This is a genomic window from Streptomyces sp. NPDC107559, assembly GCF_055657365.1.
The window spans coordinates 18,700-37,852 of the sequence record NZ_JBVKBD010000034.1 but is presented as its reverse complement, the minus strand read 5'-3'; the positions used below and the strand labels follow the sequence as shown (position 1 = coordinate 37,852).

General features: G+C 69.9%; 16 protein-coding genes and 1 pseudogene. 12 read left to right on the top strand and 5 right to left on the bottom strand.

The features are described from left to right. Positions 1 to 18: 18 nt before the first annotated feature. Positions 19 to 888, bottom strand: a complete 870-nt coding sequence (locus ACZ7OY_RS43315; RefSeq protein ID WP_472250999.1) for a helix-turn-helix transcriptional regulator — start codon at positions 886 to 888, stop codon at positions 19 to 21. Positions 889 to 1,063: 175 nt separating this feature from the next. Here ACZ7OY_RS43315 and ACZ7OY_RS43310 point away from each other — a divergent pair, with 175 nt between their 5' ends. The 6 genes and pseudogenes from ACZ7OY_RS43310 to ACZ7OY_RS43285 all read left to right on the top strand — a co-directional run bounded on the left by ACZ7OY_RS43310 (position 1,064) and on the right by ACZ7OY_RS43285 (position 6,721). Next, positions 1,064 to 2,452 (top strand): MFS transporter, encoded by a 1,389-nt coding sequence (locus ACZ7OY_RS43310; protein ID WP_472250998.1) that lies wholly within the window; start codon positions 1,064 to 1,066, stop codon positions 2,450 to 2,452. A 213-nt stretch (positions 2,453 to 2,665) separates the two neighbouring features. Further along, positions 2,666 to 2,992 carry a carboxymuconolactone decarboxylase family protein gene (locus ACZ7OY_RS43305; RefSeq protein WP_472250997.1) on the top strand — a complete coding sequence of 109 codons (327 nt, stop codon included), beginning with the start codon at positions 2,666 to 2,668 and terminating at the stop codon, positions 2,990 to 2,992. Between the two features lie 57 nt (positions 2,993 to 3,049). Continuing rightward, the gene (locus ACZ7OY_RS43300) at positions 3,050 to 3,454 is read left to right on the top strand and encodes a (R)-mandelonitrile lyase (protein ID WP_472250996.1); all 405 of its coding nucleotides are present in this window, start codon (positions 3,050 to 3,052) and stop codon (positions 3,452 to 3,454) included. Positions 3,455 to 3,549: 95 nt separating this feature from the next. Then, positions 3,550 to 4,572, top strand: a complete 1,023-nt coding sequence (locus ACZ7OY_RS43295; protein ID WP_472250995.1) for a zinc-dependent alcohol dehydrogenase family protein — start codon at positions 3,550 to 3,552, stop codon at positions 4,570 to 4,572. Positions 4,573 to 4,663: 91 nt separating this feature from the next. Next, positions 4,664 to 5,633, top strand: a pseudogene (locus ACZ7OY_RS43290) (aldo/keto reductase); the annotation flags it as partial. Positions 5,634 to 5,917: 284 nt separating this feature from the next. Further along, positions 5,918 to 6,721 (top strand): hypothetical protein, encoded by an 804-nt coding sequence (locus ACZ7OY_RS43285; protein ID WP_472250994.1) that lies wholly within the window; start codon positions 5,918 to 5,920, stop codon positions 6,719 to 6,721. A gap of 65 nt (positions 6,722 to 6,786) precedes the next feature. Here the strand turns inward: ACZ7OY_RS43285 and ACZ7OY_RS43280 are convergent, their stop codons facing one another. Further along, positions 6,787 to 7,737 carry a hypothetical protein gene (locus ACZ7OY_RS43280; protein ID WP_472250993.1) on the bottom strand — a complete coding sequence of 317 codons (951 nt, stop codon included), beginning with the start codon at positions 7,735 to 7,737 and terminating at the stop codon, positions 6,787 to 6,789. Between the two features lie 370 nt (positions 7,738 to 8,107). Here ACZ7OY_RS43280 and ACZ7OY_RS43275 point away from each other — a divergent pair, with 370 nt between their 5' ends. Then, entirely contained in the window at positions 8,108 to 8,431 is a 324-nt protein-coding gene (locus tag ACZ7OY_RS43275; protein WP_472250992.1) for a hypothetical protein, read from the top strand. Between the two features lie 325 nt (positions 8,432 to 8,756). Then, positions 8,757 to 10,034, top strand: coding sequence for an MFS transporter (locus tag ACZ7OY_RS43270; RefSeq protein WP_472250991.1), 1,278 nt, complete (start codon positions 8,757 to 8,759; stop codon positions 10,032 to 10,034). A 301-nt stretch (positions 10,035 to 10,335) separates the two neighbouring features. Here the strand turns inward: ACZ7OY_RS43270 and ACZ7OY_RS43265 are convergent, their stop codons facing one another. Next, positions 10,336 to 10,947 (bottom strand): TetR/AcrR family transcriptional regulator, encoded by a 612-nt coding sequence (locus tag ACZ7OY_RS43265; RefSeq protein WP_472250990.1) that lies wholly within the window; start codon positions 10,945 to 10,947, stop codon positions 10,336 to 10,338. Positions 10,948 to 11,277: 330 nt separating this feature from the next. Here ACZ7OY_RS43265 and ACZ7OY_RS43260 point away from each other — a divergent pair, with 330 nt between their 5' ends. Then, positions 11,278 to 12,594 carry an MFS transporter gene (locus ACZ7OY_RS43260; RefSeq protein WP_472250989.1) on the top strand — a complete coding sequence of 439 codons (1,317 nt, stop codon included), beginning with the start codon at positions 11,278 to 11,280 and terminating at the stop codon, positions 12,592 to 12,594. A 327-nt stretch (positions 12,595 to 12,921) separates the two neighbouring features. On the opposite strand, the gene ACZ7OY_RS43255 is transcribed toward ACZ7OY_RS43260, so the two are convergent. Beyond that, a complete protein-coding gene (locus ACZ7OY_RS43255; RefSeq protein WP_472250988.1) occupies positions 12,922 to 14,802 on the bottom strand; it encodes an alkyl/aryl-sulfatase in 1,881 nt (626 codons plus the stop codon). A gap of 273 nt (positions 14,803 to 15,075) precedes the next feature. Between ACZ7OY_RS43255 and ACZ7OY_RS43250 the strand changes: the two genes are divergently transcribed. Genes ACZ7OY_RS43250 through ACZ7OY_RS43240 form a run of 3 tightly spaced genes read left to right on the top strand, consistent with a single transcriptional unit; the run spans position 15,076 to position 18,415 of the window. Further along, positions 15,076 to 16,314: an MmgE/PrpD family protein gene (locus ACZ7OY_RS43250; protein ID WP_472250987.1), complete on the top strand. Its 1,239-nt coding sequence runs from the start codon at positions 15,076 to 15,078 to the stop codon at positions 16,312 to 16,314. Beyond that, positions 16,311 to 17,495, top strand: a complete 1,185-nt coding sequence (locus ACZ7OY_RS43245) for a CaiB/BaiF CoA transferase family protein (protein ID WP_472250986.1) — start codon at positions 16,311 to 16,313, stop codon at positions 17,493 to 17,495. The genes ACZ7OY_RS43250 and ACZ7OY_RS43245 overlap by 4 nt, the downstream gene beginning before the upstream one ends. A 23-nt stretch (positions 17,496 to 17,518) precedes the next feature. Beyond that, positions 17,519 to 18,415 (top strand): enoyl-CoA hydratase-related protein, encoded by an 897-nt coding sequence (locus tag ACZ7OY_RS43240; protein ID WP_472250985.1) that lies wholly within the window; start codon positions 17,519 to 17,521, stop codon positions 18,413 to 18,415. Between the two features lie 73 nt (positions 18,416 to 18,488). Here the strand turns inward: ACZ7OY_RS43240 and ACZ7OY_RS43235 are convergent, their stop codons facing one another. Further along, on the bottom strand, positions 18,489 to 19,139 hold the full coding sequence (locus ACZ7OY_RS43235; RefSeq protein ID WP_472250984.1) for a TetR/AcrR family transcriptional regulator: 651 nt from the start codon (positions 19,137 to 19,139) through the stop codon (positions 18,489 to 18,491). Positions 19,140 to 19,153: the final 14 nt, after the last annotated feature.

Sequence of the window (19,153 nt, the reverse complement as noted above, 5' to 3'; positions counted from 1 at the left end):
GCCGGCCCACCTGGAAGATCAAGGAGCATGCGTGCGACGCGACGCCCAGTCGCCGAGCCTCTCCAGTGCTTCATATGCGCGTGACCCCGCAGCGGCTGTGTAGGCGACGATGGTCAACCCGGGATCGGCCGGAATCTCCAGGGCGTCGTAGTCCAGGTCGAGGTCTCCTGCGATCCGGTGATGGAAGTACTGCACGCCGTTGCGGTAGTAGCCGACGTCGTGTGCGGCCCAGCGGGCCCGGAACGGTTCGCTCCCGGCGGCGAGTTCGTCCACGAGTCCGGAGAGGGCTTCGTCGGTGGGGTTGCGGCCGGCCTGCGTTCGCAGGCTGCCGGCGGCGGCGTCGGCGATGCGTTCCCAGTCGCGGTAGAGCTCCCGCGAGCGGTTGTCGAGGAACACGAATCGCGCGAGGTTGGCGGGCCGGGCAGGGCTGTCGAAGAGGTCGGCGTAGAGCGCGGTTCCGAGCCGGTTGGCTGCCAGGACATCCAGGCGGGTGTTGCGGACGAACGCCGCAGCGCCGGTCATCGCGTCCAGGATCTGCCGTACGCCGCGCCGGGCGTGTTCAGGTGGCGTGTGGTCTCGGGCCGAAGCCGAGGCGTTCGCCAAGCTCACGAGGTCGATGAGGTGGGCGCGTTCGACGTCGTCGAGCTGGAGGGCGCATGCCAGGCTCTCGATCACCTCCTGCGAGACGCCTCCCACGTGTCCGCGCTCCAGCCGTACGTAGTAGTCGATGCTGACGCCGGCGAGCGTCGCTACTTCTTCGCGGCGTAGTCCGGGCACGCGTCGTGTGCGGCCGTAGGCCGGGAGGCCTGCCTGCTGAGGGGTGAGGCGGGCGCGCCGTGTACTCAGGAATTCGCGGATGTCTGCGCGCACGTTGTGACCGGAAGTCATGAGGTCAGGCTATGCGGGGCGGCAGACAGGGGGGTCCTGCCAGTACCCCGGACAGCAGGCACTCCCTCACCTGCTTCGAGAGTGGTTGCCTGGGTGAGTCGCTGCTTCCGCGAGGCGCCGGCCGGGTCGCCCGGCCGTCGCCGTACCCCTCTTGAGAAGGATGGCTGCTGCTCTCATGTCCGGAACCGCCGGTGCCACGGCTCCCGCCGTCATCAACGGAGCCGCCGCGGGCGACCGTCACGCGAAGGCCACACTGGCTGCCGCTGTCCTGGGCTTCTTCGTCATCACCCTGGACGCCACGATCGTCAACGTCGCCCTGCCCTCGATCCGCGACGACCTCGGCGGGGGCATCGCCGGTCTGCAGTGGGTGGTGGACGGCTACACGCTGATGTTCGCCGCGCTGCTGCTGTCGGCCGGCTCCCTGTCCGACCGGATCGGTGCCCGGCGCGCGTTCGGCGGGGGCCTGGCGCTGTTCGTGATGGCTTCCGCGGCCTGCGCACTGGCGCCGTCGCTGGCAGCGCTGGTTGCCGCCCGGTTCGTCCAGGGAGTGGGCGCGGCCGTGGCCATGCCGACGTCCATGGCGTTGATCCGCCACGCCTACCCGGACGCAGCCGGGCGCGGACGGGCCGTCGCGCTGTGGGCCCTGGGCGGTGCGGTCGCAGCTGCGGCCGGGCCCGTTCTGGGCGGTGTACTGAGCCTGGCCAGCTGGCGGATGATCTTCTGCATCAACGTGCCGGTCGGCGTGCTGACCCTGCTGCTCCTCGCCCGCACGGGACCCACCCCGCGGCACCGGGTGCCCTTCGACTGGACCGGGCAGGTGACCGGAATCGTGGCGATGGGCGCGCTGACCTACGGCGCGATCGAAGCCGGCGCCGACGGCTTCACCACTCCCCGTGTCCTTGCCGCCCTGGCCGTCTCGGTGGCCGCGTCGGCTGCGTTCGTCGTCGCGCAGGCCCGGGGCCGGCACCCGATGGTCCCCCTGGACATGTTCCGGTCGCGGACCATGTCCCTCTCCATCGTGATCGGCTTCGCGTTCATGGTCGGCTTCTACGGCCTGCCGTTCGTGTTCAGCCTCTACTTCCAGCAGGTGCGTGGTCTGTCCCCGCTCGATGCCGGCCTCTGCTTCCTGCCCATGATGCTGCTGAGCGCGGCCGTCACACCCTTGTCCGACCGGCTGGTGCAACGTCTGGGGGCGCGGGTCCCGGTCGTGGCGGGCCTCGTGCTGATGGCCGCCGGGTCCGCCGTGCTGGGCACCGTGCCGGTGTCGTTGCCCGTTTGGGCGATCGCCCTTCTGCTCGTTCCCGTCGGGCTGGCCGGACCGCTGGTCATGCCTCCGACCACGGCAGCTCTTCTGCACACCGTCCCCGCCCATCGTGCGGGCATCGCAAGCGGCGTCTTCAACACGAGTCGCCAGATCGGCGGCGCCCTGGCCGTAGCCGTCTTCGGCGCCTTGCTGGCCGCCTCGGACGGCTTCGTCCATGGCCTGCGCCTCAGCCTGTTCATCGCCGCCGCCATGACTCTGGCCGCCGCCGCGAGCCTGCTGCTGAGACCGGCTCGTCCGTGAGGGCCAGGCACGGTGGACGCCGACCCGGAGATGCGCCATAAGGCGCGGCCCGACGGGCGCCATGCACGACGGGCGCCATGCGCGACGGGTCTGCCCACAGATGGACGAAGGCAGCCAGATGCTGGTCAGCGCCCCCTTCGACCAGCCCACGAGAAACGTCCCCCAGGAAGACAGCCGGCTGCGCCGCAGCCCAGAGAGCAAGGAGCAAACGTCATGGCCAAGAAGCAGGCCGCCCCTCAGGAACTGGCAGCCGTCGCACCGAAGCTGGTCGAAGTCACCGATGAGGTCCTGTTCGGTGACATCTGGGAACGCCCGGGCCTGTCTCCGCGCGAGCGCAGCCTGATCACGGTGACGACGCTCGCGGCGCTGTATCGCACCGAGCAGCTCGGCTATCACCTGAAGACGGCACTCGAGAACGGGCTGACCAAGGAGGAGCTGGGTGAGGCACTGACCCATCTGGCGTTCTACGCCGGCTGGCCCAACGCCATGAGCGCGGCCACCCAGCTGAAGAGGATCGTCGAAGAGTCAGGCGCTGCCTGACCCCGCCCTCACCCCGCCCACACCCACACGGAACACGTACGAGAGAGACGCCACACCATGGAACTCCTGCCGAAGAAGCCCACGATCAAACTGCCGGGCGCACAGTTCACCGGCGATGCCTGGGCTGATGTGATCTACCGAGGTGAGGACGCCTCCCAGGCCCGGGCGAACGTGGTGCGCTTCTCGCCCGGTGCCCGCACCGCCTGGCACTCCCACGGCATTGGCCAGACCCTCTACATCGTCGAGGGCATCGCGCTGATCCAGTCCCGCGGCGGCGCCATCCTCGAAGCGCACCCGGGCGACGTGATCTGGACGCCGCCGGGCGAACAACACTGGCACGGCGCCGCACCCGACCACTTCATGATCCACATCGCGCTGTGGGAAGGCGACGACGTCACGTGGCTCGACCACGTCACCGACACCGACTACCACGGCCCTCGCCGCAGCACTCGCACCACCTGACCACCACAACCCACGCGGCTCACGGACCGGACTGCGTCCTGGTTCCGGACACGCGACAGGCCGCTCCTCGGCGGCTGAGAATGAAAGGCACCATCATGCACGGAGCAGTCCTGTACGCTCCCGGCGACGTGCGCTTCGAAGAGCGCGCCGACCCGCAGATCATCAACCCCACAGACACGGTCATCCGCACCGTCGCCACCTGCGTGTGCGGCTCGGACCTGTGGGACTACCGCGGCATCAACCCGGTCAGCGGGCCCACACCGTTCGGCCACGAGTACGTCGGTATCGTCGAAGAAGTCGGCGACGCCGTGCAGCACATCAAGCCGGGCCAGTTCGTCGTCGGCTCGTTCTTCGCCTCCGACAACACCTGTCCGAACTGCAAGAACGGCTACCAGACCAACTGCCTGCACCGCGAGTTCGTCGGCGCGGAGGGCTGCCAGGCCGAGAAGCTGCGGGTCCCACTGGCCGACGGCACGCTGGTCTCCACCCCCGAGGTGCCGGACGAGAAGTACATTCCCAGCCTGCTGGCCTGCTCGGACGTGATGGGCACCGGCTGGTATGCCGCCGTGGCCGCCCAGGTGGGCCCCGGTGACACCGTCGTCGTGGTCGGCGACGGCGCGGTGGGCCTGTGCGCGGTCATCGCCGCCAGGGAACTCGGGGCGGAGCGGATCATCGCCATGTCCCGGCACGAGTCCCGCCAGAAGCTTGCCATCGAATTCGGTGCCACGGACATCGTCGCCGAGCGCGGCACGGAGGGCGTGACACGGATCAAGGACATGACCGGCGGGATCGGCGCCGACCGCGTCCTGGAGTGCGTGGGCAACGAGCAGTCGATGCAGCAGGCCCTGCAATCCGCACGCCCCGGCGGCAACGTCGGCTTCGTCGGCGTCCCGCACGATGTACGGATCGACGGCACGGAGTTGTTCTACTCGCACGTCGGCGTGCGCGGCGGTCCGGCCCCCGTGCGGGAGTTCCTGCCCGACCTGATCGAACAGGTCCTGTCCGGCCGCATCGAGCCGGGCAAGGTCTTCGACCTGGAACTGCCGCTGTCCGAGGTCGCCCAGGGTTACGAGGCCATGGACGAACGCCGCGCCATCAAGGCCCTGCTCCGGCCCTGAAGAGCCCGCCGGCAATACCGAAGGGGGCGGCAGCCACAACGCTCGCCGCTCCAGGATGCACTCGAGCGCACACACCGTCAGGAGTTCCACCGTGCACACACGTACGCTCGGCCAGGGCCTGGAAGTCTCGGCCATCGGGCTGGGATGCATGGGCATGTCCCAGAGCTACGGCCCCAACCCGGCGAACGCAGCCAGATGATCGAGGTCCTGCGCGGCACCGTCGACCGGGGGGGCGTCACATTCTTCGACACAGCCGAGGTTTACGGCCCCTACGTCAACGAAGAACTCGTCGGTGAGGCCCTCGCCCCGGTGCGCGAGCAGGTCGTCCTGGCGACGAAGTTCGGCTGGCGCATCGAGAACGGCGCCTCCACCGGACTGGACAGCCGTCCAGAACAGATCCGCCGCGTCGCCGACGCCTCGCTGCGCCGACTGCGCACGGACACGATCGACCTCTTCTACCAGCATCGGGTGGATCCCCAGGTGCCGATCGAAGAGGTCGCCGGGACGGTCGGGGAACTGGTGCAGGTCGGCAAGGTACGCCACTTCGGGCTCTCCGAAGCCGCGGCTGAGACGATCCGCCGGGCCCACGCCGTCCATCCGGTGACCGCGGTGCAGAGCGAGTACTCGCTGTGGACGCGCGACCCCGAACCCGAGGTCCTGCCTACGCTGGCCGAACTCGGCATCGGATTCGTGCCGTTCAGCCCCCTGGGCAAGGGGTTCCTCACCGGAACCGTGCAGGCGGAGACCACCTTCGCCCAAGGAGACATCCGCAGCACGATTCCCCGCTTCGACGCGGCCAACCGGGCCGCCAACCAGGCCCTGGTCGACCACGTCACCGGCCTCGCACGCGCCAAGAACGCCAGCCCCGGACAGGTGGCCCCCTGGCCTGGCTGCTCGCCCAGCAGCCATGGATAGCGCCCATCCCCGGCACCCGCCGCATCGCCCGGGTGGAGGAGAACGCCGCAGCCACACAGCTGCCCCTGTCCGCCGACGAGCGGGCCGACCTGGACACCCTGGCGGCACGCCTCGGCGTTCACGGCGACCGCTACAACGAGACGCAGGGCGGGGCTGGGCCTCGGGTATCCGTTGGCTGCCGTGGTGGCCGAGTTCGTTGGATTGCGCGCGGCATACGCACTGGGGTTCGTTCTCACGGCCGCCGCCTCTGCGCTTGCCAGGCGCTTCGTGGGGAGCCGGTCTGCGGCCTCATCGCGGACATCAAGCGCGGTCTGCTGGGGCTGGGACTGTGACTCAGAATGGATGGGACGCCTGCTCGGTGCGAAATCGGCATGCCGAACGTTGCCACTCGATGCGATCATGCTGTTCGCCGACAGAGTAGGGAAAGCGTATGGCCGGCCTGACCGTGACGGTGTGTCTGTCACCCGAAGCCGCGGACGACATCGACGGGGCCCTCACGGCGGCCCTCGCGCCGTTTGACCAGGACAGTGACAACCCCGTGGGCCGCGGCATGTGGGATTCACGCCGCATCCGCGGCGGCAGCAACGGTCAGGGGTTCGCGGTCGTCCGCGGATACGAGGACGATCCCAGGCTGGTTCACGACGAGCCCACATATGACGGCTTCCCCGCTCCCAGCGCTCCGGGAGTCTGTGCCGGAGGACCGCGTGGCCTGCTCGACTTCTCACGGCCGCAAGCCGCTTCCGAACGCGTGATAGCCGCGTCCTGGGACCTGTGGCAGCAACTGTCCGCGGTACACCCGCCGGCACTGCCCCTGTCGTTTTTCGAGGACCGTTGGGAAAAAGATCCGCACGCGTTCCCTGGCGGTCCCTGGGCCGACGGCATGCTGGCCGCCTACCGGGCCCAGCCCCTGATCAACGCCTACATCCATCACCCCTGGAGCCTCGGCCGGGGCGGCTATCCAGACTCCCCGTTCCATACGGAGCATCCCATCATCGGCTTCCGCGGCAGCCGTGCCGACTACATCCGTGAGCTCTCCTGGGTTCCGTGGGAGACGGACGTACTCACCGTGGACGGCTGGTGGCGAGAGAGCGACGGAAGCGCCCTTCACGCGTACTGCGACCCGGATTCGTGTACCCACCAACCCCCCGCGCCCACTGTCTGGCCGGGCAGCGAGGCATACCTGTCGCAACTGCCCCACGACACGATCCTGGTACGAGTGCACTGCCACTGCTGACGCCACACAAAAGCTGGGCCAGAGCCCGCTCTCGTGAAAGCCGCTCCCGCACGCGGCGTCCTCGGTCAAGCAGCGCTGGGAACAAGGGCGGTGACGAGCGCGGTCGCGAAGGGTGACAGAACGCTCAGGGCAGCGATCGGGTTCTTCAGGAAGCGGGCGCTTACATGGAGCTGCGTCTCCATGCGCGCCCTGGCCGCGAGCACGTCGTCGTCCAGGAGCCCCGACTCGGGCGCGGGCAGTGCCCGCTCGACGAGTGCGAACGTCTGCCTGCGCCAGGAAAGCACGAGCGGGAGCAGGACGGCCGCCAGGATGGCAGTGAAGAAGGCGCCGTACCCGAGGACGAAGCGCGCAGGGAACTCGGCCGGGTCGACAACACCCGCGCCAATGAGTGCCAGGCGCAATGCGCCGGTGTTGAGCACGGACGTCGACACGATCAGCGACAGCGCGAGTCCGCTGCTCTCGATGACCCGCCACGCGGCCAGGACATCGGCCACGGTGGCAGCTGTGTGCGGCGGATCGGGCGGGGAGTCCAGGGACGCCTGCGGCTCCGCCCTCTCCCGCATCCGCTCCTGCGCCAGCCAGACGGAGAGCACCCAGGGAGCCGCGGCAACCGCTCCGACCACGGTGAGCACACCGATCAGCACTGCAAAGTGTCGGATCGGCACGTCAAAGGAGTTACCCCGTGTGATCCCTCTGAGCGTTGTGGCGGCGGCCAGCATGAGCAGTGCGTAGGAGGCAAGCGGCGCGAGCCACCACCGTTGCCCGCCCCGCCACGACTCGGGCAGTCCACAGGCTGCGGCAACTCCCCTGCCGAGCAGGGCGACCCAGACGGCGAACGAGAAGGTTGCCACCGCCGCCCACGATCGAAAGCCGTGTTCGACGAAGGCGTCGTCTCGAGAGTTGAGCTGCCCGAAAAGCACCAGACCGTTGAAGACCAGTGCTGCGAGGAGCACGAACACCATGCTGCGCGCCGCCGGAGAAACCCACCACCTACCAATATCGTCCCTGATCGCCACGATCGCTCCCCGAACACCGCTGCAGACTGGCTTCCCGATTGTGCGGGGCCTGCCCGCATCAGTGAAGGCTGCGAGCCGCCAGGCCGGGCACGGATGACTCCCAGGACGCGACCACGCTCGCCCGCACCGGCCCGGCATTTCCTGCCCGCCCACGGCCACGCCGGCGCAGGCGTTGAGCGCCAACGCGGACGGCACACCCGCTGGCGTCGCTCCTGAGCGCCTGCCATAGGTTCCCGGCCATGGACACGCACACACAGGCCGATGCGGTGGAGCTGATCCGGCTGGCCGACACCTCATCTCGCTGTCGGATTCAGACCGGCCAGGTCAGCACATCTTCCGCCCGAGCGGGCTGATGATCAGCATTCACTGCATGCGAGGCCAGTTGGAGGCGATCGAGCTCGGACGCCCGGCCGCCGCGACGGACCGGGTGATGTTCCGAGGTCTGGACGTGTTCTCCTTGCCGGCACGTGAAGTGGTCAGCGTCATGCGCGAACACACCAGGGTCCAGGCAGATCCAGAAGATCCGGCATCGTTCCTCGCCCCCGATCTGCTGTTGAGCTTCTGGCGTCCCTTCGCAGCCGATGACGAACCGGAGGAAGAACAGGGCTACTGCTTCAGCTCGGTCCTCCTCGCGCAGCCTGGCTACTACGACACCCCGGCCGAAGCCGAGGAACGATGCCGACGAAGCAACTGATCGCGGCCATCCCCACACGACACGACCAGGAGTGAGTGCCGTCCACACCCGTGAACATCCGGCGGCCTCGTGATCACCGTCTCCGGTCCAAAGCGGGGGACAAACGCTGTCGGCCAGAACTGAACGACGTCGGCTCCGCGCCGGCCGAGGTATCCCGTCGTTGAAGTCGCTGGGCTCGTACGGCCGTCTCCACGAAAACCGATTGCGTTCCGGCCCGGGCCCTGCCTACGGTTCACGCATGTCTGTCACGCCCCGTGTTTCTTAGCTCGGACACCAGCTTCGACGTCACCTTTGTGTCCTTGAGCTGTTACGGAGCGTAACTTCAATGAATACTCTTCGCGGTCCGGGCCTGTTCCGGAACCGGGACTTCTCGCTGCTGCTGAGCGGCCAGTTGGTCTCTGCCATCGGTGACCAGGCTCAGTTCATGGCCCTGCCGCTGATCGTGCTGGCCCTGACCGGGTCGGCCACCCAAGCGGGGTTCGTACTGGGCCTCGGCACCCTTTCGTTCCTGGTGTTCGGGCTGATTGCCGGCGCCCTCGTCGACCGGTGGGACCGTAAGGCCACGATGATCTGGTGTGAGCTCGGCCGGGCCGTGCTCACCGCCGGCGTCGCCGTCGCACTGTGGCTGGACAGGCTCACCGTCCCGCAGTTGTATGCGACGGCGGTGTCTGTCGGGATCCTGAGCACTCTCTTCCAGGTGGCGAACACAGCGGCGTTGCCCAACGTGGTCGGTCCGGGCCAACTGTCCGCCGCGCTCGGTTACTCGCAGTCCGCCGCCGGCGCGGTGGGCATCTTCGGAGCCTCACTCGCCGGTGCGCTCTACGCCGTCGGCCGGACCGTGCCGTTCGCCGTCAACGCGGCTTCCTTCGCCGTGTCCGCGGCGTCGCTGCGTCTGATGCGCGCTCGATTCCAAGTGGACCGGCAGGCCGTGCGGACGACGTCCCGACTCACCACCGAGATTCGAGAGGGGCTCGGCTGGCTCTGGCGCCGGCCGGTCATACGCTTCCTCACCCTGGTCTCGGCCGCCGACAAGGTGCGCTACGGCGCCGGGTATCTGTTGATCATCACCCTCGCCCGACAGGTGGGCGCCTCGCCGCTGTGGATCGGCGTCATCTTCAGCGGCGCGGCGGTCGGTGCCATGGCGGGTGCGCTGGTCTCGGACAGGGCCACGCGCCGCTTCCCGCTGGGCCGCATCGCCGTGGTGATGCTGTGGCTGGAGGCGTTGATGTTCCCGCTGTACGCCATCGCACCCAACCCGCTGGTGCTGGGAGCGGTCGCGGCCGCCGAGTCGCTGGTGGCTCCGGTGTACGCGGTGGCGATGACCACCCACCAACTGGCCATCACCCCCGATGAGTTGCTGGGCAGGACCACGAGTGCGGTCTCCACACTCACCACGGGAGCCTTGTCGATCGGCACGCTCGCAGGCGGCGCTTTGATCAGCACACTGGGTGCCAAGCCGCTGGTCTGGCTCTGCGGAGCATGGCTGCTCGTCCTGGCGCTCCTCACCACGGCCAACCGGGCCGTGCGGCAGACGCCGCCGGCGGGTGCGCTTCCACGGCAGCAGACCACCGGCACGGCCGAGACCGCCGGCGTGACCGGCTAGCGTCGACGGTTGCGGCCACCGTTGATCGTCAGAGGGCGCAAGGCCACTGACGGCCCAGCGGTGGCCGCTGGTCACACCGCCGGCCTGCTCCTGCGTCGCCCCCCGCGATGGCCCGGGAACGGGTCCAGCTCACATGCCGTGATCCGGAAAGGCGCCGCAGCCTCGCGGGGCGCGGCAGCAACTGTCCGCCGCCGACTCCCACGGGTCAGGTAAGCGTCCACCGGTGTTCCGGGGGACGGCTCCAGCGCGACTGTGCAGGCCGCGGCGAGCGCCGGCGCCGGATCGGAGGGGGCCTCCGGCCCTACCTGCGCACGGCCTTGCGCACGGAGCGCGGCCGGTACTCCACCACGGTCAGCGCCAGCGACACGTACCGCTCGACGAGCTCCTCAGGGGTCACCTCGCCATCAGGCCGATACCACTGCGCGATGGCGTTGCACATGGCGATGACGGCGCGACGGGCGTCGTCCGGGTAGGGGGTCAGGAACACGCCGTCGGCCATACCCCGCTCGATCACCTCACGGAACTGCTGGGTGCCACGCTCCTCGTTCTTGCGGTAGCGGGCGAGGGGTTCCGGCTCCAGGCTGCGTCCCTCGGTGAGCACGATGCTGCTCTTGACGGGGTGCTCGATACGGAACCGGACCGTGGCCGCGACCAGTGCTTCCAACTGCTCGGCCGGGTCTTCGCCCGCCTCCCGCAGGGCGGCGTCGCAGGCGCCGAAGTAGGCGTCGAGACCGTCGTCGAGGATCGCGACGAGGAGCTCTTGCTTGCCCTTGTAGTAGTAGTACAGCGCGGAGAGGCTGACCCCGGCCCGCTTGGCGATGTCCCGGATCGACGTCGCGCTGTACCCCTGCTCGGAGAACTCCTCACGGGCGGCCTCGATGATGGCCTTGTGGCCTGCGGGTCGCGTGGACACGGTGCTCCGATCTCCTCAGCAGCTCAGCTCACTCCGTGACTGAACGGTCGTACAACTGGCGACGTGCCGCCATCGTACCGCCGCGAGCCGCGCCCATCCAGGATTCCTTCGTCCATGCAGCGCCTGACCAGCACCCATTCCCAGAACAATCGTTCAGGTCGCGCGAGCCTCCCTCAGCTCGCTGCCCCTTTTTGCCCCAGATTGATCCGCCGGATAGAGATCGCCTGGCCCACACTCTTGTGAGCTACGCCTCATGTAGTTAACGTTCGACCAATTCTGGCTCCCATGCCTCACGTCACCCAGCGTTCTGCGACCCTCCGGAGGTCCCGCATGCCCCGAAGCGCCCAGTCGGCTGTGGTCGAGCCGCACCGTGGCTCGACCACAGCCGCCCCCACGAAGCGCAGGGCCGCATTTGTGGTGGGACTGTTGTTCTGCTTCATGCTCATCAACTACGCCGACAAGGTCGTCATCGGCCTCGCAGGCGTCGACCTCATCCACGACCTCGGCCTCAGCAAGGAGCGGTTCGGGCTCGTACAGAGCAGCTTCTACTGGCTCCTCGCCGTCGGATCGGTTCTCGGCGGCCTGCTGATGGGGCGGGTCAAGGCCCGTTGGCTGCTGGCGGGTGCCGGGCTGTTGTGGGCCATCAGCCTCGCGCCCATGACCGGCAGCGTCGGCTTCGGGCTCCTCATCGCCTGCCGCGTCCTGCTCGGCTTCGCCGAGGGGCCCGCGACGGCGATGGCCACCGCCGTCACCCACAGTTGGTACGCGCCCGAGAAGCGCGCCCTGCCGACGTCGATCGTCGTGGCCGGCGCCGGGTTCGGGCCGCTGATCGCCTCCCCCGCCCTGACCTGGGTGATGCTGCGCTTCGACTGGCACGCTCCGTTCACGGTGCTCTGTGTGGCCGGCATCGCCTGGGTCCTGACCTGGGTCTTCAACGGCGGCGAGGGACCGATGAGCACCGAGCCCGCCACGCCGGAACAGGCCCGAACGGCACTGCCCGAGCACGTTCCGCTGCGCAGACTGCTCGGCACCCGCACGGTCATAGGTCTGCTGGTGCTGTTCTTCACCTCGTACTGGAGCATCGCGGTGAAGGTCAGTTGGCTGCCGCTGTATCTGCGAGAAGGCCTGGGATACAGCGCAAAGCAGTCCGGCACGCTCGTCGCGCTGCCGTACGCGGCGGCTGCTCTCTTCCAGATCCTCGTCGGACTCGCCTCGGCGAGGCTGTCGCGGCGAGGGGCCTCCAGCCGGGTGGCGCGCTGCCTGTTGGCAGCGGCCCTCGCCGGCGCCGGAGGGCTGAGCACGGTCGGGTTCGCCCTGCTCGACCGGAGCGTCGCACAGTTGCTGCTGCTGGTGGTCGGGGCGTCGCTCACGAGCGCCGGCTACGGCATCGCGTTCGCGGCCGTGTCGGACGTCGTACCGGCTCGGCAGCGCGGCGCCGTCATGGGCGTGATCGTCGCCCTCTACAGCCTCGGCGGGATCATCGCCCCGTTGCTCCTCGGCAGCCTGGTGGATTCCGCGCCGACCGCGGCGGTCGGGTACTCACGCGGGTTCCTGGTGATCGGCGTCCTGGTCGTGACGGGCGCGGTCGTCTCGGCGCTGCTCACCGATCCCGAGCGGGACGCGGCAGGGCTCGCCACCCCGCACTGACCCCCGCTCGGCACAATGGCCCGATTCCGCGTCCCGCGGAGTCGGGCCACCGCCATGCCAGGATCCGGTTCAGCCTGCTGAAGCAGCCCCTGGCCGACGACAGGGCACCGGCGGACGCCGTCCGGCACGGCACACCGGTCAACCGCAGCGCCGACGTCGCCGAGGTCGACCGGCTCTCCGTGCTGGACAAGCCGGCAGTGGCACGGCCGGAGCACCCGCCCTGCCGGGCTGAACCATGCCGAGGTCCCGGCCCGCAGGCCGGAACGGCACGACGGCCGCACCTCCCTTGCGAGGTGCGGCCGTCGCCGTGTCCGGACAGGACACGGATCAGGGCGTCACGATCGGAAACCCTCGGCGGGGTGCCTGCAGCAGCCCGAGGAACGTCGTGAGCACGGTGGCGTCACCGTCGATCCGCGCACCCGCCCCGGCAAGCGTGACCCGCCCCGCCAGTACCTGGCCAAGGGCTCCGAGCTCGGTACGTACGGTCACCTGCGGCTGCTCCCCGGCAGGGGCGGGGCCATGGATCGGGGTGAGCACGCCATGGGCGAGCAGCAGGGTCCACGAGTCGACGGCGTTCCCCTGCCCCGTACCGAACTCCCAGCGCATGACGATGCGGTGGGCAGCGGCTCGCGGCCCGTCCACCCGCACCGCGAGCGCCTTGAACAGCTGGTCCGCGGGGAGAGCCCAGGACAGCCCACCGCCGGTGCCGGATCCGGTGCCCCGCGCGTCCTCGCCCGAGTGGTCGCGCAGGTCGCGGGCTCCGGAGAGGTAGAAGTTGCGCCAGGTGCCGTTCTCGCAGCCGTACGCGAGCCGCTCGAAGGTGTCCGCCTGGAGTTCGCGGGCTTCACGGTGGCCGGGGTCGGCGAACACGACGTGGTTGAGGACTTCCGCGGCGAACCGCAGATCCCCTGCCGCGACGGTCTCCCGCGCCTTCTTCACCACCTCGTCCGCACCGCCCATGAACTCCACGTACCGCTTTGCCTGTTCGACGGGCGGGTGCGGCCACAGATGGGCGGGGTTGCCGTCGAACCAGCCCATGTAGCGCTGGTAGACGGCCTTGGAGTTGTGGCTGAGGGATCCGTAGTACCCGCGCGCGTGCCAGGCGGCGGCCAGCTGCGGCGGGAATTCGGCCAGCTCTTCGGCGATCTCGGGGCCGGTCAGGCCCTGGTTCATCAGGCGCACGGTCTGGTCGTGCAGGTAGGCGTACGCGTCGCGCTGCTCGGAGAGCATGGTGAGGAGTTCGGCGCGGCCCCAGGTGGGCCAGTGGTGCGAGCCGATCAGGACGTCGGACCGGTCGGCGTAGAGGGTGATCGTCTCGGTGAGGTACCCGGCCCAGGCCTGGGCGTCCCGGACCTGCGCGCCACGCAGGGTGAGGACGTTGTGCAGGGTGTGGTTGGCGTTCTCGGCGACGAGCAGGACCTTGTGGTGGGGCAGGTAGAGGTTCATCTCCGCAGGGGCCTCGGTCCCCGGGGTCAGCTGGAACTCCATCCGTATGCCGGCGAGCTCGAGTTCCTGACCGGTGCGGGTGACGAGGTCCGTCGGCGGGATCAGGGCGACGTTGCCGCTGGAGGTGCCCTGACCGAGGCCGAAGCCGATGGCGCCGTCGGGGGCGGCGGGCAGACCGACGCCGTACATGTACTGGGCGCGGCGCAGCATGGCGGGCCCGGCGACGACGTTCTCACTGACCGCCTCCTCCATGAAGCCCTCGGGGGCGACGATCCGCACCCGACCGACCGCGACGTCGGTCTCGTCGACGACTCCGCCGACACCGCCGAAGTGATCGGTGTGGCTGTGGGAGTAGACGACGGCCGCGACGGGGAGCGTGTCGCCGCGGTGACGGCGGTAGAGCGCGAGGGCGGCGGCCGCGCACTCCTCACTGATCAGCGGGTCGATGACGACAAGCCCGTCCGGGCCCTCGACAACGGTCATGTTGGACACGTCGAAGCCGCGGATCTGGTAGACGCCCTCGGCCACCTCGAACAGGCCGTGCAGGGCGTTGAGCCGACCCTGGCGCCACAGGCTCGGGTCGGCGGTGTCGGGACAGTCCTCGGCAAGGAACGACCAGCGTTCGTTGTCCCAGACCACCCGTCCCTCCGCGTTCTTGATCACACACGGTTCCAGGGAGCCGAGTCGGCCCCGGTGGGCGTTCGTGACGTCGGTCGGGTCGTCCCAGTCGAGCGGGGACACGGCGGCGGATGGCGCGGACATGTTGCCTCGTTTCGTCGTGCGGGGGTCCGGCGTGCGGCGGGTCTTCGTCCGGTGACGCGTCATGCGGTTCGTGGTGCGGCGTTCGTCACGCACGGGGGCATGGTGGGTGTGGTCCCGATCTGTTAACTTAACGATCGTTCGAATGAATGCGACCTGCACGTAACCATGGCCGCCCGGCACAGTCAACCGATCCGACAGCCCCGCCTCCCGTGGCGCGCCCGCCCTCTCGTCGGCCCGTGCGGCGCCACCCATCACCCCCATCGGGAGAGACGCATGCCGTACCTCGCCGAGGAGCTGGCCACCTGGGCCCACGCCCTCGCCCCCTCCCCCGCCGACCTGCGCCTGGCCGAGCACGCGCTCAAGGACACGGTCGCCGTGTCCTTGGCCGCACGCGGGCACCGTATGGCCGGCCTGTCCGCCGGACTGCCGGAAGCCGCCCGCTGGGCCGCGGTCGGCCACGTACTGGACTTCGACGACCTGCATCTGCCGTCCACCGCGCACATCTCCGTCGTGTGCGTGCCCGCGGTGCTCGCAGCCGGCGGCGGCGCTCGTGAGTACCTGGCCGCGGCCGGGGTGATGGCCCGGCTCGGCGTCGCGCTCGGCTGGCGGCACTACACCAGCGGCTGGCACGCGACCTGCACGGCCGGCGCGCCGGCGGCCGCCGTCGGAGCGGGCCTCGCGCTGGGTCTGGACACCGAGGGCCTGGCGCGCGCGATCGCGCTGGCGCTGCCCGCGGCAGGTGGGGTGCAGCGGGCGTTCGGCACGGACACCAAGTCGCTCCAGGTGGGCTTCGCGGCCGAGGCCGGGGTGCGGGCGGCACGACTGGCGGCGGCCGGCGCGGGCGCCGACCCCTCCGCCCTGGACGCGTGGCTGCCGCTGGTCGGCGGCTACCGGGAGGCCCTCGCCGCCGACGCCTTCGCCCCCACCACCGCAGCCGTGCCCGGCGGTCTGGCGACCAAGATCTTTCCGTGTTGCTACGCCATGCAGCGCCCGATCGGCGCGGTCCGCGAACTGGTCGCCGAGCGATCCATCGGCTCGGCCGATGTCGTGCGGATCGTCGTCCGCACGCCGAAGGCCGCCGTGCACCCGCTGATCCATGCCCGCCCGGACACCGGCCTGCAGGGGAAGTTCAGCCTGGAGTACGCCGTCGCCTCGGCACTGCTCGACCGGCACCCCGGCTTCGCGTCGTTCACCGACGAGCAGGTACGCCGCCCGGGCGCACGCCGCCTGATGGAGCTGGTCGAGATCGTCACGTCGCCCGACGGTGACGGCCTGCTGACCGGCGAGACGACGGTGGAGATCACCACGGCCGACGGTGCCACACACACCGCGACGCTCGCCTTCCCGCCCGGATCACCCGAACTGCCCGCCACCGAAACCGAGTTCGCGGCGAAGCTCGCGGACTGCGGCTCCGACGTCGCCGGCCTCCTGACCGGTCTCGACTGGAAGGGCGCAGCCGAATTGATGCGCGCTTCCTTCCCTTCTGCCGCGTGCCCCCTGGAGAACGAATGACCCGCCTGCCCCTGGAGGGCATCACCGTCGTCAGCCTGGAACAGGCGGTCGCGGCGCCGTTCGCGACCCGCCAGCTCGCCGACCTCGGCGCCCGCGTCATCAAGATCGAACGGCCCGAAGCCGGTGACTTCGCCCGCGGTTACGACGAGTCGGTGCACGGCCAGTCGAGCTACTTCGTGTGGCTGAACCGCTCGAAGGAGTCGGTGGCGCTCGACATCAAGTCGCCCGGCGGCCGCGAGGTCCTGGAGCGGCTGCTCGGCGAGGCGGACGTGTTCGTGCAGAACCTGGCGCCCGGCGCGGCCCGCCGCCTGGGCCTAGGCGCGGCCGAACTCGTCCAGCGCCACCCGTCGTTGATCGTGTGCGACATCTCCGGCTACGGCAACACCGGGCCGTGGGCGGACCGCAAGGCGTACGACCTGCTCATCCAGTGCGAGACCGGCGTGGTGTCGCTGACCGGCGCTCCCGAGGCGCCCGCGAAGGTGGGCATCTCGATCGCCGACATCGCGGCGGGCATGTACGCGTACTCGGGCATCCTCACCGCGCTCTACGAACGCCGGGAGTCCGGTGTGGCGCGGCCCGTCGAGGTGTCGCTCTTCGAGGCGCTGTCCGAGTGGATGGGCTCGCCCGCGTACTACACGGCGTACTCGGGCACGCAGCCCGCGCGCGTGGGTGCGCAGCACGCGACGATCGCGCCGTACGGCCCGTTCGACGCGGCCGACGGGAAGACGGTGCTGCTCGCGATCCAGAACGAGCGTGAATGGGCCTCGTTCTGCGCCGTGTTCCTCGAGGATGCCGCCCTGGCGACGGACGACCGGTTCCGCAAGGGGTCCTCGCGCGTGGCCCGCCGCGAGGAACTGAACGCCGTCGTCGCCGCACGCTTCGCCGAACTGACCGCCGCCGACGCGGTGAAGTTGCTCGACGAGGCGAAGGTGGCCAACGCGCGCCTCAACTCGGTCGCCGATTTCTGGGACCATCCTGTCCTCGCGGGGCGTGACCGGTGGCGGGACGTCGCCACGCCCGGCGGCACCGTCAAGGCACTCCTGCCACCCGCCACGCCCACGGGCCTGACGCCCCGTATGGACCCCGTCCCGGCGGTCGGCGAGCACACCGAGTCCGTACTGCGCGGACTCGGCTACGACAGCGACGCCCTCGCCGCGCTGCACACCGGGGGTGCGCTGTGACCGACCACGCCAGGAGCACGAACATGCAGGAAGCACAGGACGTGTCGGAGAAATACGAGCAGATCTCCTACGGTCTCGCCGACCGCGTCGCCACGATCACGCTCGACCGGCCCGGGGCACGCAACGGCTACACCCGGCAGATGGCCGACGAGATCGCCGACGCGCTGCGCACCGCCGATGGCGACCACGCCGTGCGCGTCGTCGTCCTGACCGGCTCGGGCAAGGACTTCTGCGTGGGCGCCGATCTGTCGGCCGGTTCCGGCAAGGGCCGGGGCTTCACGCAGAAGGTCGACGAGGAGACGGCACGGCAGATCGCGGCAGGCACGTACCAGGAGCCCGCCGGCCTGGTCACGCGTGTCCTCTACTCGATGAACAAGCCGGTGATCGCCGCGGTGCGCGGCGCCGCCGTGGGCGTCGGTTCGACGATGCTGCTGCCCGTCGACTACCGGCTCGCCGCACACGGCACGAAGTTCGGTTTCCCGTTCACGCGGCGCGGCATCGTGCCCGAGGGTGCGTCCGCATGGTTCCTGCCACGCCTGGTGGGCCTGGCGAAGGCGCTGGACTGGCTGATCTCGGGCCGCATCGTGCCGGCCGACGAAGCCCTCGACGCCGGGCTCGTGCACAGCCTGCACGATCCGGACGACGTGCTCGACGCGGCGTACGCGCTCGCCCGCGACCTGGCCGACCACACCGCACCGGTCTCGGTCGCCGTCACCCGGCAGCTCGTGTACCGCATGGCGTGGGCCGAAAGTCCCGAAGCCGTGCACCGGCTGGACTCGCGTCTCGTCTTCGACACGGTACGCGGCGCCGACGCGCGGGAAGGCGTGAAGTCGTTCTTCGAACGGCGGGCGCCGGAGTTTCCGGGGCGGGTCCCGGAGGACCTGCCGGAGTATCTGCCGTGGCTGGACGGGACGGCATAGCCGATCCGGGCAAGCGTCCACGGGCCACGGGCAGCGGTCTCAACCGGCCGCTGCCCGTGGCCCGTGGGCGCTCTCAGGCAGGCACGGGCCCGAACCCCGCGAACAAACCGGACACCAGCTCCCTGACCCGGGAGTGCAGCTCGTCGCGTGGCAGCCCGTAGAGCGGCACAGGGCCCTCGAAACCGGGCTCGTACGGCGCGACCGCGAGATACGGCAGCAGCACGCTGGCGAGCGCCGCGAACATGTCGGGACTCGCGTCCGCGCGCAGGTCGCCTCGCTCGACGGCCTGTCGGGCGAGCGAGGCGACCTCGGCGGTGTACAGGCGGCGGGCCGGTTCATGCACGGCGGTGCGCACCTCGGGGTCGATCTCCAGGTGGGTGGCGGCGATGACGCCGCGTTCCAGCGGATGGGTGGCGAAGTAGTCGACCCAGGCGATGACGCCGTCGCAGAAGAAGGCGTGGTAGGTGGTGTCGCGCGGGAGAGTGCCGAGCCAGGGCGCGAGAGCGTCACGGACCCGCTGGGCGGCGGTCTCGGCGACATACCGGAACAGGTCGAGCTTGTCGTCGAAGTACTGGAACAGCGACCCCTTGGCCACGCCTGCCTCGCGCGCGACGGTGTTGAGGCTTCCCGCCGAGTAGCCGTGGCGGCCGAACTCGGTCATCGCCGCGGCCGTGATCCGCTCGCGGCGCGCGGGATCGAGTCGCTGCCAGGTCGTCGTGGGCAAGGATCCTCCGATGG